Annotated in this window: 12 protein-coding genes; 3 read left to right on the top strand and 9 right to left on the bottom strand. The window is 50.1% G+C overall.

Annotated features, from left to right (window positions below; all coding sequences use genetic code 11):
• Positions 1 to 82: 82 nt before the first annotated feature.
• The 8 genes from QWT68_RS13630 to QWT68_RS13595 form a co-directional block, all read right to left on the bottom strand.
• The gene (locus QWT68_RS13630) at positions 83 to 613 is read right to left on the bottom strand and encodes a hypothetical protein (RefSeq protein ID WP_290148666.1); all 531 of its coding nucleotides are present in this window, start codon (positions 611 to 613) and stop codon (positions 83 to 85) included.
• A gap of 154 nt (positions 614 to 767) precedes the next feature.
• Positions 768 to 1,160, bottom strand: a complete 393-nt coding sequence (locus tag QWT68_RS13625) for a hypothetical protein (protein WP_290148664.1) — start codon at positions 1,158 to 1,160, stop codon at positions 768 to 770.
• An 89-nt stretch (positions 1,161 to 1,249) separates the two neighbouring features.
• Positions 1,250 to 1,504 (bottom strand): hypothetical protein, encoded by a 255-nt coding sequence (locus tag QWT68_RS13620; RefSeq protein ID WP_290148662.1) that lies wholly within the window; start codon positions 1,502 to 1,504, stop codon positions 1,250 to 1,252.
• Positions 1,505 to 1,656: 152 nt separating this feature from the next.
• Positions 1,657 to 2,667, bottom strand: coding sequence for a DUF4179 domain-containing protein (locus QWT68_RS13615; protein ID WP_290148660.1), 1,011 nt, complete (start codon positions 2,665 to 2,667; stop codon positions 1,657 to 1,659).
• Entirely contained in the window at positions 2,645 to 3,184 is a 540-nt protein-coding gene (locus QWT68_RS13610; protein ID WP_290148658.1) for a sigma-70 family RNA polymerase sigma factor, read from the bottom strand. The genes QWT68_RS13615 and QWT68_RS13610 overlap by 23 nt, the downstream gene beginning before the upstream one ends.
• Before the next feature lie 839 nt (positions 3,185 to 4,023).
• Complete coding sequence (locus QWT68_RS13605) at positions 4,024 to 4,869, bottom strand: tyrosine-type recombinase/integrase (protein WP_040285531.1); 846 nt, start codon at positions 4,867 to 4,869, stop codon at positions 4,024 to 4,026.
• Between the two features lie 253 nt (positions 4,870 to 5,122).
• Complete coding sequence (locus QWT68_RS13600; protein ID WP_290148656.1) at positions 5,123 to 6,772, bottom strand: sensor histidine kinase; 1,650 nt, start codon at positions 6,770 to 6,772, stop codon at positions 5,123 to 5,125.
• Positions 6,760 to 8,337 (bottom strand): amidohydrolase, encoded by a 1,578-nt coding sequence (locus QWT68_RS13595; RefSeq protein WP_290148655.1) that lies wholly within the window; start codon positions 8,335 to 8,337, stop codon positions 6,760 to 6,762. The genes QWT68_RS13600 and QWT68_RS13595 overlap by 13 nt, the downstream gene beginning before the upstream one ends.
• 101 nt (positions 8,338 to 8,438) lie before the next feature.
• On the opposite strand from QWT68_RS13595, the gene QWT68_RS13590 reads away from it, so the two are divergent.
• The 3 genes from QWT68_RS13590 (at position 8,439) to QWT68_RS13580 (ending at position 12,092) form a co-directional block, all read left to right on the top strand.
• Positions 8,439 to 8,879: a YtoQ family protein gene (locus QWT68_RS13590; protein WP_040285529.1), complete on the top strand. Its 441-nt coding sequence runs from the start codon at positions 8,439 to 8,441 to the stop codon at positions 8,877 to 8,879.
• A gap of 133 nt (positions 8,880 to 9,012) precedes the next feature.
• Complete coding sequence (locus QWT68_RS13585; protein WP_290148653.1) at positions 9,013 to 11,820, top strand: ATP-binding protein; 2,808 nt, start codon at positions 9,013 to 9,015, stop codon at positions 11,818 to 11,820.
• A 5-nt stretch (positions 11,821 to 11,825) separates the two neighbouring features.
• Positions 11,826 to 12,092 carry a hypothetical protein gene (locus QWT68_RS13580; protein WP_290148651.1) on the top strand — a complete coding sequence of 89 codons (267 nt, stop codon included), beginning with the start codon at positions 11,826 to 11,828 and terminating at the stop codon, positions 12,090 to 12,092.
• A 198-nt stretch (positions 12,093 to 12,290) separates the two neighbouring features.
• On the opposite strand, the gene QWT68_RS13575 is transcribed toward QWT68_RS13580, so the two are convergent.
• Complete coding sequence (locus tag QWT68_RS13575; RefSeq protein ID WP_040285526.1) at positions 12,291 to 12,665, bottom strand: response regulator transcription factor; 375 nt, start codon at positions 12,663 to 12,665, stop codon at positions 12,291 to 12,293.
• Positions 12,666 to 12,685 lie beyond the last annotated feature (20 nt).

Raw genomic sequence — 12,685 nt, 5'->3', positions numbered from 1 at the left:
ATGCTCATTAGCTAAATAAAAAAGACCATCAGTTGATGATCTCTTTTTGTTCAACTCAAATTCCCACCTTTTTAATAAATCTTTAGAAATCAATAGAATTTGCTATCTGAACTAAGACTTCAGGTGTTACTATGTCAGAAACCTTTTTATCAATACTAAAAACGTATTGCCAATTATCTCTTTCAAATACTAACAAATTAAAATCAGGAATTGGTTTTTCCATATACTTTGCAACTTTTCCGTTATTCAGCTGGAATTTTCTTGAAACATACTTTTCACTAAATTCGATTTTATGATTAAAAGGATGAACATCAATTTTGAAATGATTTTCAGGCAACTGATCATTAATAAATGTCACTTCAAATGTGTCATTAATGTCGCCATCTAAATCATTAAACCTACCCAATTGATGCGTAAAGCTTATCGGCGGCACTCTAAGCGGAAGCTTAAGTTTTTGTTTGAAATGCTGTTCGAAATCATCCAATGCACCCTCCACAGTTTTGTAACCTATTTCAGGATAAGCTTCTTCATAACTACCGGGTTTATCGTTAGCAACTGCATATATTGTTAACAAACAAAATGAAATCAACAAAAGCGAAAGAGTTCTGATCACTTTTTAACACCTCTAATTATCTTTAGGTGTATTGTTCCCAGCATCATTAAAATTATCATATTGACATTGCAAATTGATCAAAACGGCCCTATTGTTGTGGAGCACTTATGCATGAATAGCACCCGTTTATGAACTCGGATAAATCAACGACATTTTAAATTCCTGTTTTATACTTAAATATATTGTTTTCTCTTTCCCAACTTGATACGTTTTTATCGAATTTAGGCAGATTAACATCAGAAAACTCAAGCTGTTTCATCAACATATCATGAGCCATGTCAATTAAATCTCCCGATTCGTTTTGCACTGTACCATCGGGATTTTCTTGTTGTTTGGTTTCCATAACAAGTATTTTATCTCCATTTGCTTTCACAACATACTTGCGAATATAACCATCTTCGTTTCTTATTTCAAACTTAGGTTTCCCGCTTGCTTTCTTTTCATCATCATCATCTAAAAATAATGCTGAAATACCTTCGCTCTTTTCTTCGTTTTTCCAAAAACCAAAGTACCCTAAAGTGTTTGGTGGATTTGAATTCACTCTCATAATTACCCTCCTAATTTATTTAAATGGCCCTATTGTTGAAAAAGCGCAAATCCTTCTTCAAGAATTGCGCCCAATTATCTCTTAGTTATTTAATATTCAAAAGCTCTCTTGACCTCTTCCCACTTAGATCCGGTTTTATCTTCCTTTTTCCAAACTTCGCCCGTAATTGTGTCATACATGTACATAACTCCATCTTGGACGATCATTCTCTGTGAGTCATCAACTGGCGTGTCCTGTTGATTAATACTTTCAGCAACCTCACTGAGACCGCTCGAAATAAATCCACCCGCAAGCAAGACACTAATGCCTAAAAAAATAAAAACGCCATTCTTTATTTTGTCCAATTTTATTCACTCCCTTGACTCAAACAGAATACGTACACTTGGAGGTTAATTTCATTACCATCTTATACTGTAAAATGGCCCGATTGAGAGGAACAACACTGACTATTGTAAGAGCACATTTATCTCCAATGTAATAGAAGGCACTCCCACCACTATTTCAACTCGACTGTAATAGGTTCAAAGTCAATCCGTTTAGAATCGCTTTGACTATTGCTCGCATGCGCAAATGGATAGAATGTAATGGATGTTGCTTTCGGATTAAGCCCATTTACCGTTGCATTCCATGTTATATCTTCACCAGAATCCGCACCTGCCGTTCCTACTCCGCCGTTATATGGTACTTTGTATTCTTTTCCTAAATTATCGATTGCACTTAACTCTGCTTCAACAGCCATCCAATCATCATGAACAGAAGGATCCACATCTTGTAGATAATTGATTGATAAGTTGACATCTGTTTTTACTGCATCTATTAATTCTACCGTCACGCCTTCTGCGCTAACACTTTTTTTGATAGGAATAAATGTTCCATCCAGTGCATTTAAAGAGAAGGCGAAGTTCCAATCGCCTTCAAGTTCTGTTTCATCAGGAAGAACTACTTTAGGCTCCCACGAAATGTTCACTATGTCCTTTTGTTTTTCCGGACTTTTCAATTTCATCATACCAACAAATCCAATTCCATCTACATATTCGCCTTCATACCCTCCTGCACTTCTTTTATTATTTATAGTCGGCTCCTCAGACAGAGGTAATTTCCCTAAATCCTGATCTGACTTAACTGTAAAGGATAGTGTGACCACATTCCCGTCGTAAAAAGCTTTCTCGATTGTAATATCAATCCCCTTACTTTTTGAAACTAACCCGAGATCAGTACTAACCTCTTCATATGCTCGATAATAATCTTCCTGTAAAATAAAGTGATCAAAAGCATAACCCACCACTGGTATTTGAGTAACAAATTTTGCAAATGCCGGAGAGACATATGCAGAAGAAATCGTACATAGAGAGAGAATCGCCACGGCAGATGTGTATTTAAGCGCTCTCTTAAATGTAACTTTTCTCCGTTTTTTCTTTCCAAAAGCTTTATCTAAAATTAGTTCCAGCTCTTCCGAAGGCACAGGTATTTCATTAAGTGCTTCTTTAAAACGATTTTGCTCGTTCATCTGTATACACTCCTTTTAACATAGTTTTAAGTTTTGATAAACCTCTTTTGCCATTTGACTTTACAGTACCGAGTGGCTCATCAAGTGCATTTGCTATTTGTTCAAACGTTAAGTCTTCATAATACTTCAGAATCAATACAGTTTTATATTTCTCGTCTAAGTGGTAGATTGCATTTAGCAAATCTATTTTTTCATCGGATTTTGTGTTGGTCATGCTGTAGGATTGCATTTTCAGATCATCCATTAGAACAATTTTCTTTTGTTTTTGTAGCACATCAAGCGATACATTAATACAAATTTTCATTAGCCAGGTTGAGAAGTACCTTGGTTCTCTAAGCTGATGGATTGACTCTATGGCTAAGAGTGCTGTTTGCTGGAATATGTCTAATGCATCAGGTTTATTTCCGACATAGCTATAGCCAGTTCGATAAATCTTCTCTTTTTGCTGTTGAATTAAATACAATAGGGCCTCGCGATCTCCCCCGATTGCTTTTATGACTTTCTTTTCATACCCCATTATCTTTTCACCGTCCTATCTATTAGAGAGTGAATGGTTGAAAAAAGATGCAACTTTTTAATTTGTAATCCAAAGATTGCTGTGAGTTGTCACTTTAGGAGTTAATTCTCACCTGTTTTGAGTGTTACTTTGCATTGGTCCAAATAAAAAAGAGATGGCAATCGCCACCCCCATAACTTCTTGTGCTACAATTGCGCCCGTTTATGAAAAGTATTAAAAGTTCTTTTATTAATTTTTGCTCATTCTAGCATTTCCAGATTTGCTGTGAGGATGATTTTTCTTGTGATTTAAAAGCATTAAAAATATCCCGATTATTGCTGTAATTAAAACTGGAATAAACATTTTATTCATGAGACTGTAAAGCAGCACGACAATGAAAATTACAACGATTAAAGAGTGAAAGGCATAATACTTTTTCAATTTAGTTACTCCTCTACTTCGTTTTTATCTGGCCCTTTAACGGCACAATCCTTATTCCAGAATTGCCCCCGTTAGTTTAACTAAAGCCCATGGACGCAGTAGTCCACATAATAATCGTAAACGATATAATAAGCCAAACTGTATTTGCTGTCGTTTTTTCTTCATGTTTTACCTTTTTTAATATAGAAACCAAATTCAAACAGAATATAATGCACCAAATAGGCATCAACCACCATCCTATCCAATACAAGAAAGCGTATAATATTTCCATATTTTATCTCCTTGAAGTTATTTGCCATTACTTAGCTAACTGGCCCGTTTGTGGAAGAGTCGACGCTCTCTGACTCCTCCTCAAAACCTGGTACTCTGCTTCCATTCTATCATACCGACTATTCAAAAATCTCATTTCCTCCAAATTTTCATGGAAAATATCGGTTGTACAGATCATAGCGCAGTTTTCCGCTCAGTTGTGCATAGATCTTGGTGGTTTCACTCTTTTCATGACCCAGGAGGCTTTGGATCACTTCGAGCGGTGCGCCGTTGTCGATCATGTGCGTCGCATAACTATGACGCAGCTGATGTGGATGGATGGTTTTCGTCAATACGGACCGCTCGGAAATCTGCCGGATGACATACCGCAGGGAGTCGATGCTCATCCGTCTGATCGGTTTCCGGGTTGTCGTGAACAGGCACGGTTCGCTGTCTGATCGTTCCTGCAGGCTGCGTTTCAGCCAGATTGCGCAGCGGATGCTGAAATAGACTTCCCGTTCCCTGTCCCCTTTCCCGCGGACGATGACCGAGTTCGTGCCGAAGTCAATATCCAGCCGATCCAGCGCCGCCACTTCGCCGATCCGGCAGCCGGTCGAGTAGAAGAATTCGAAGATCGCCTTTTCTTTTGCTGTCCGGCACGCTTCCCGTAAGTATTCGATGTCCTGCTTGGTCAGGAACTTTGGCACCCGTTTCCCGGCTTTCGGCTCCTTCAGCTTGGCCGCCGGGTTTTTCCGGATGATGCCTTCTTCGTGCGCCCATCTGAAAAGTGAGCGGACGAACCGGACCCGGTGGCCGAGACTGGATGGCTTCAGGTACTCTGCCGCTTCGGCCAAATAAGATTTCAATTCGTCCGCTGTCACCTCCTCCGCCTGCAGGTCCCCCAAGTACCGCTGCAGCAGATTGTGCTGGTAGCCGTACATTTTCAGCGTCGCTGAAGAGAACCCCTCGATCTTCTTGTCGGTGCAGTAGTTTTCCCACACCTCGGACAGCTTCATGAAGTCCACACTCCTCTTCTTCGTATTGGTATACTTTCGGGTTCCGGGTCGTGACTTGTCATCCCTTCTAGGCATGCACCTGCATTGTAGGCTATTTTAATCATTCTAGAAATCAAAGAGACTTATATTTATTATTTTCTCATCACTCACTAAAGAAGCTGCCCATGAACGATGCATAGACCACGCACAAAACCGCCCGGGACAGCGGACTGTCCCGGGCGGCATGCGGAGGTTGTTTCATAATTTGAGTTGATTATAGATAAATATCCGAGAACTCGTACTTGATGAGCTGATCTCGATCCATGTCACGGTTGCTCATTGGCGGCTGGCCGCTGCGGGTGCCTCCCGTTCCGATCGGAAGTTCGATCGTGAACGTGCTGCCTCTGCCAAGGGTGCTTTCCGCCCGGATCGTGCCGCCATGCAGCTCGGCCAGTGACTTTGCAATCGGTAGGCCCAGCCCGGTGCCTTCGGCGGTGCGGTTCAGGTTCCGGTTGACCTGCACAAATTTATTGAAAATCGATTCCAGATTGTCCGGATCGATTCCGATCCCTTCATCCCGGACCGAAATGCAGACGGTCTGTGCATTTTTCCGTTCGAGACGGATGAAGATCTCCTCACCCGGTACGGAGAACTTGATGGCATTCGAGATGAGGTTGAGCAGCATGCGGTCGAATTTGACGATGTCGACCGGCAAGATCAGTTCCTCCACTTCCGGGTCGAAGACGATGCGGATCCCTTCGGATTTGGTGTATTCCGTGACGGAGTCCACAATCCGGTCGATCATGTCGACGATGTTGTAGTCGGCCGTCTGCAATTCCGACAGTCCCGATTCGATCTTGGAGATATCGAGGATGTTGTTGATGAGCCGGTTCAGGCGGTAGCAGTTGCCGACCGTCCGTTTGTTGACGTCCCGGATCTCCTCCCGTACCTCGTTCAGGCAGTCCTTCTCCACGTACAGATCCAGCAATTGCGCTCCGCTCATGATGACGGTCAGCGGTGTCTTTAGCTCATGGGACGTGTTGATGAACAGGTCCTCCTGATCTTTCAGCAGTTTTTCCATGGATCGGTTCGCCATCTCTTCGTCGGAGATATCGATGCCGAGCGCGATGATCTTCTCCACCTCTCCCTGTCCGTTCATGACCGGCTGGAAAATCGTTTTCGTATGGTAGGTGACCCCGTCCTTCGTGAACTCCAGCTTGTGGAGGTAGGACTCCCCGTTTGCGACCGCTTCGTCGATATCCTGAAGCAGCGTCTCCAGGTCCTCCGCCCGGTAATAGTTGAAAAAGTTCTTGCCGATGACATCCGCTTCCGTCCGGATCTCCGGCCATTCTTCCGAAAAGGCCTGGAACGAGAACCGGTTCAAGAAGATGATCGCTTTCGTTTTGTAATCGAATGACGCGTAATACAGGGAAATTTCATCGACACTTTCCTGCAGCGCGGTGAATTCCCTGCTTTCTTCATCCGACTCCGACCGGCCGCTGTTCAGCAGGCTGCGCATGTCACGGGTCTCCCCGATGAGCCTGTCCCGTTCTTCTTCTCTGGCGGTCGCATCGAAGAAGGTGACAACCAGATACTCCGGTCCCTCTTGCTCCAGGAAGCGTTTCAGCGTCACATCCCAGTAGGTGATGGTTCCTTCAGGGCCGGGCGCGGCAAGGCCGGTTTCATGGACCGAGGCACCGCGTTCCAGCAGGCCTGCAATCTCCGGAGGAAACTCCAGGCAGGTGCCGACCGACGCATCGGTCTCCATTCCAAGCAGTTGCAGCGTGTTCCGGAAATGGCTGTCATGTCCCCACAGACGACAATCCGGGTACTCGACGATCGCTGTGGAGCCGTTATCGATCGTGTCGGCTCCGCAGTAATTCCTCAGCAGGAATTCAAGCAGCGGGGTGTTCAGTTCTTCCATTTGTACATGATCTCTCCTGCGACGACCGTCATGACCGTCTTCGCGGCTAGAATATCTTCGCCCTCCACGGTCAGCAGATCACGGTCGAGTATAGTAAAGTCGGCATCAAAGCCCGCGACGATCTTGCCGCGGGTGCCCGATTTGCCGATTGTGGCGGCACTGCCCGATGTGAAAAGGGCGACGGACTCAAAGCGGGTCAGTTTCTCTTCCGGCAGGTAGCCGTCGTGCGCTTCGCCCGGCTTCCGCCGGTAGGCGGCGGCAAAGATTCCGAGCAGCGGATCGACTTCTTCAACGGGTGCATCAGACCCACCGCCGCAGATGAAGCCGCGGTCGAGCAGCCGCTTCCAGGCATACGCCCAGTCCATCCGGTCTCCGCCGAGCCGGTCTTTCGCCCACGGGAAGTCGGACGGCACGAAGACGGGCTGGATGTCGAGAATAACCGGGAGCCGCGCGAGCCGGTCCACCAGGTCGTCGCGCAGCACGTTGACGTGGATGATACGGTCCCGTTTGCCTTCTGCAGGCGGGGCGGCTTCGATGGCGTCGAGCACTTTCTCGACCGCTTTGTCGCCGATCGTATGGACGGCGACCGCTTCGCCGTACTTGCGGGCGAGTGCGACGTGGTTCCGGATTTCATCGTCCGTCAAGACTGCCATCCCCGAATTTCCCGGATCATCCGCATACGGTTCACTCAGCAGCGCGGTGCGGCCGCCGAGTGCCCCGTCGATGAAGAACTTCATCTCCCCGCCGTGGATCCACGGTTCGTCGTACGCTGCCCCGTCTTCCATGAGCTGTTCGAATACGGTGGCCCGGCGCAGCAGGTGCGCCCGGAATTTCAGCTTATCCGCCCCGATCACGTTGCGGAATGCCTGCAGCGGATTGCGGTAATCGGCGTAGTAGCCGAGGTCGTCGGTGACCGCCCCGGTGATGCCGCGGGCGAGCAGGTCCTCGACGGATGCCTGCAGCGCGCGGGTGAGTGCCGCTTCGTCCGGCACCGGGATGACCGCTTCGACGAGATCGGCCGCCCCTTCGAGCAGGAGCCCTGTCGCTTTGCCGTCGCTGTCACGGACGATCGTGCCGTTGCCGGGATCGGGAGTTGCATCCGTGATGCCGGCCAGTTCCAGCGCTTTCGAATTCGCAAGCGCGGCATGGCGGCATGTCCGTTTCAGGAGCATCGGCGCGGTACAGACCGCATCCAGCTCCTCTTTCGTGACGATCCGCCGATCTTCGAAGTTGTTTTCATTCCAGCCGTCCGCAGTGAACCATTCCTCTGCCGGATGGTCGTTTGCAGCTGCTGCCAGCATCCCGAGCATGTCCTCCGCCGACTTCGCATATGAGAGATCGAGCTGCAGCGTACGGGCACCGTGACCGATCATATGCATGTGACTGTCGATGAAGCCGGGGTACATGACTGCGCCAGCGAGGTCGACCTCATTGTCCGCCTGCGGCCGTAAATCCTCCGCTGTTCCCACGGCAATCACTTTCTCATCCTCGACCAAGACAGCCCCGACCGTTTCGCCTTCCTTTGTCATCGTATAGATGGTGCCGTTATGCCAGACTGTCTTCATATCCCCCATCGACTCCTTTTTTCTTTCCAGTGTACTCCTGTCGGGAAGTTGAAGCAATATTCTGCTACACTGATAGTACAAGAACGAAGGAGGAGATCGGAATGGAGTTGGCGGTTTACTTAGCAGGGGAGATCCACAGTTCATGGCGCGAGGAGATCAAACAGAAAGCGGAGGCGCTCCGGCTTCCTGTCGTGTTCTATGGACCGATGGAAGATCATGACCGGTCGGACAATATTGGCGAAGAGATTCTCGGTGCGCAGCCCGATGCCATCGCAAAAGATGCCGCCGCCTCGAGCGTTAACAACTTGCGGACGAAGCTTCTGCTGTCGAAGAGCGATCTCGTCATCGCCCTGTTCGGCGAGAAGTACAAGCAGTGGAATACGGCGATGGATGCGAGTGCTGCCGTTACGATGGGCAAGCCGCTCATCCTGATCCGTCCCGAGGCGCATCATCACGCACTGAAGGAATTGTCGCGCAAAGCGGATGTAACCGTGGAGACGCCCGACCAGGCGCTGAAAGCCCTGAAGTATATTTTCGAATAATACGTGAATCGCCTTTCCGGCACTGTCCGGAAAGGTTTTTTCATCCGCCGGCTTCACGGCGGCTGGCAGGCAGCCGATACAATACATAACTTAGTCGTAACGATCCATCATCATCTATGAAGCGGGGTGCCCTGTGCGCAAGAGAACAATCCGGACGACCTATATCAATATCATACTCGCCCTCTGCGGGGCCATGCTGATCCTGCTCGGTGCCGCTTATCTGTACAGCACGTCCGTGTTCAAGAAGAACAGCGAAGCGATGGAGCAGCAATCGGAAAAAGCTGAAGTGATCGGGGAATTGTCGGACAGCATTTCCAATGTCTTTTTCCGGGCGCGCGGATTTTACGCATTCAAGATGGACAGTGAACTGGATTTGGCACACGAAGAATTGACCCATATCCGCAAAGTGAATGAGCGGCTGCTGGCATTGCCGCTGTCTGCAAAAGAACAGCAATTCGCACAGGAAATTACTGTGTTCATCGACCATTATGAAAACGCTGTCCTCCCGGCTGCCGTCAACTTGGTGGAAGAGGATGACTATGAAGGCTTGCGGGAGCTGTCCAGCAGCGGCGCCAACCTGTCCGTCAACCAATTCATCAAATACGCCGACCGCTACGGACAGCAGGCGGGACAGATGCGGGATGAGTTCTACAGGCAATCCGAGAAGCAGGTGAACCAGCTGTATCTGGCAATGGCTCTTCTCGGTGTATGCGGCCTGCTGTTCCTGATCCTGCTCAGCTGGCGGGTCGTCCGTCAGCTCATCGCCCCGATCGAGTCGATGACTGCTGCAGCCGAACGGTATGTCGATGCACAAGATGTCAATTACACACCGGAAACACGGCCGGATGAACTTGGCTCACTGTCCCGGTCATTTGCCGGCATGATGGCGACCATCCAGACGAAGGAGCAGGAGCTTGTTGCTCAGAATGAAGAGCTGCTGTCGCAGCAGGATGAGCTCCTCTCCCAGCAGGATGAATTGTTCAGCCACCAGCGGCAGCTCGAGGATGCGCTGTCGGAAGCCCGGTATGCGAATATCCGTGTGGAACGGTACAGCGGTCTGAGCCATGAGATCTCCTTCTCGGATAATGTCCGGGAAATCGCTGAAGCGACCCTGCAATATCTGGATACGCTGTTTGGTGTCGATAAGGGGATCATCCACGTGCCCTCCAATGATGTGCATGTCCTGCGGGGGATTTCCGAAGAGAGGTACAAAGCGTATGATGACGCACATACAGGCTCCCTGGCGCGACTGAAGCAGGAGCCGTGTTTCCAAACCGAGCGGTCATTGGCGGACGGCACGAAGGTCTTTGACCTGTTTGCCGCCCCTGTCGTATCAGGAGATGACTACAAAGCGCTGTTTGTCCTGTCGCGAAGCAGACGCCCGTTCACGGAAGAGGATCAGGAAGACCTGTTCAATCTGGCCAAACGGGTAGCGCTTGCGGTTGACCGGGTCGATCAGCGGACGACGATCAGCCGCGAACGCCAGCTGAACCAGACGATCCTGGATAATCTGGCGGAGGGGATCCAGTTCGTCTCCGCCGACGAAGCCGACGTGCAGGTGAACGATGGGCTCGCCTATCTGCTGAATGTTCCGGCGTCCGACCTGTCAGGAGCCGGCTGGTCCGCCGAACTCGCGCAACGAAGTGAAGACCCTGCCGCACTGCTGGTATTCATCCGCCAGGCGCTCACCGGTGAGACCGGCGGCCTGGCCGAGACCGTCTACACACTGACCGGGGAGACGCCGGTCGTCGTCGCGCTGTACAGTTCTCCAGTGCACCATGACGGCAGGCGGATCGGCACGCTGTTCGTCCACCGGGATATCACGCAGGCATTCGAGGTCGATAAAATGAAGACCGAACTCGTGTCAACGGTTAGCCACGAACTGCGGACCCCGTTGTCGAGCATCCTCGGATTCACCGAGCTGCTGATCGGAAAAGAGATGGATACTGCCCGGCAGGCACGATATCTGCAGGCGATCTATAAGGAGGCGAAGCGTCTGACGTCGCTCATCAACGACTTCCTCGATGTCCAGCGGATGGAATCCGGCAGCCAGGAGTATTCCATGCAGGATGTCAATGTGGCGTCCATCGCTGACCAGACGATCCAAAACTTCTCCGTTCCCGCCTCCCACACGATCCGGCTCGAACGCCTGACAGACCAGGTCTGCTGCATCGGTGATGAGGACCGGCTGATCCAAGTGTTCACAAACCTGCTGAGCAATGCTGTGAAATTCTCGCCGGACGGCGGCACTGTGACAATTACTCTGGCTGCTGCTGGCAGTGATCTTCAGGTGACCGTCCGGGACGAAGGGATCGGCATTCCGGCTGACCAGCTGAAGCATATGTTCGAGAAATTCTATCGGTTCGACAATTCATACAGCCGGAAAATCGGAGGCACTGGACTTGGCCTGGCGATCTGCCGCAAGATTATCGAGAAGCACGGCGGGGAAATTTCCGTGGAATCCGAAGAGAATGCCGGCACCTCCGTCCGGTTCACTCTCCCGCTGCAAGGGAGGGCCGCCGAACAGTCCGCCGAACGGAGCGGGCAGCCGGAGATTGTTGTTGTAGAAGATGATGCGAGCATCGCCCTCTTGCTGGAAGAGGAATTGAGCCAGCATCAGTACGAAGTGATCCGCTTCAGCGACGTTGCACACTCGTTCGCCTACGCGAAGGAGCACACACCGGCGTGCATGGTCATCGATCTGATGCTGCAGGAACAAGAAACAGGCTGGGACCTGATCGGAAGATTGAAGGAGGATCCGGTGACATGCCACATCCCGATCATCATCTCATCGGCTCTGGAACAGGAAGAAGAATTGACGCGTAAGTTCAATATCCGCCATTACATGACGAAACCGTACCCGCTGCGCACACTGTCGGAGACCGTCGCAGAAGCGATCCGGAAAGAAGACGGACGCATTTTGTATCCGTTACGAGAATAGGGAGGATGAAGAAGGCAGCCGGACAGGATCCGGCTGCTCTTTTTGGTTGGGATGATGTCTTTGAGATTGGAGCGGTCTGCTGCCGGTATCGTGCACTCGGCATGCGGAGGGACCCCGTGTCCGCCGTCACTCCACAGAAAGTGCGCAGCGCAGCGGAGCCGGCAAGCCGGTCTTTTGACTTGCTGGCTGTTCGCGCGGCCCGGCGGGGTGCCGGAAGCGGGGCGGGCGCCGCGAAATTGATGCCGTGCGGGGAGCCATTTGTGAAGTTATGAGCGCTGCGGACCAGTTTATGAGCGGAATTTTGCGTTTATGATCACTTTGGCCAGTTTATGAGCGGTTCGTTGCGTTTATGATCACTTCCTGCGTTTTATGAGCGGTATGGCTTTGTTTATGAGCACTTTTCCTCACACTGCACGGTCCAGTGAAAAAATCCCACGCGCGCAGTTGCGGGCGTGGGATTCTCAGGGTCATCATTCATCCACTTGCAGCACTTGGCGGACGAGCGCCACCAGTTCGGCCGGGCTGAATGGTTTTGGCATGAAATAAGCGGCGCCGAGTTCCGCGGCAAGGTCACGGTCCGATTGCTGGGCTTTGGCCGTCAGCATGATGACCGGGATACCGAGTCCGAGCGGCCGCAGTTTTTCGAGCACTTCCGGTCCTGTCAGGCGTGGCATCATATAGTCGAGCAGGATCACATCATAACCGCCGGCTGATGCCTTCTCAAACCCTTCCTGGCCGTCCGCGGCTTCCTCGACCTCGAATCCTTCGAAAGAAAGCGTGTCTGCGATCAGCATGCGCAGAATCTCTTCATCGTCCACTACGAGAATCTTTTTGCTTTCTTTCATTCTTCCTGCCTCCTCTTTCT

It is taken from the genome of Sporosarcina trichiuri (assembly GCF_030406775.1).
Lineage (GTDB): Bacteria > Bacillota > Bacilli > Bacillales_A > Planococcaceae > Sporosarcina > Sporosarcina trichiuri.
This window is presented reverse-complemented; position numbering and strand designations above follow the sequence as displayed.

Coding starts and splice junctions, on each gene's coding strand:
- QWT68_RS13625 (WP_290148664.1), bottom strand. CDS start 1,160: ATGAGAGTGAATTCAAATCCACCAAACACTTTAGGGTACTTTGGTTTT.
- QWT68_RS13615 (WP_290148660.1), bottom strand. CDS start 2,667: ATGAACGAGCAAAATCGTTTTAAAGAAGCACTTAATGAAATACCTGTG.
- QWT68_RS13610 (WP_290148658.1), bottom strand. CDS start 3,184: ATGGGGTATGAAAAGAAAGTCATAAAAGCAATCGGGGGAGATCGCGAG.
- QWT68_RS13605 (WP_040285531.1), bottom strand. CDS start 4,869: ATGAAGCTGTCCGAGGTGTGGGAAAACTACTGCACCGACAAGAAGATC.
- QWT68_RS13600 (WP_290148656.1), bottom strand. CDS start 6,772: ATGGAAGAACTGAACACCCCGCTGCTTGAATTCCTGCTGAGGAATTAC.
- QWT68_RS13595 (WP_290148655.1), bottom strand. CDS start 8,337: ATGAAGACAGTCTGGCATAACGGCACCATCTATACGATGACAAAGGAA.
- QWT68_RS13590 (WP_040285529.1), top strand. CDS start 8,439: ATGGAGTTGGCGGTTTACTTAGCAGGGGAGATCCACAGTTCATGGCGC.
- QWT68_RS13580 (WP_290148651.1), top strand. CDS start 11,826: ATGAAGAAGGCAGCCGGACAGGATCCGGCTGCTCTTTTTGGTTGGGAT.
- QWT68_RS13575 (WP_040285526.1), bottom strand. CDS start 12,665: ATGAAAGAAAGCAAAAAGATTCTCGTAGTGGACGATGAAGAGATTCTG.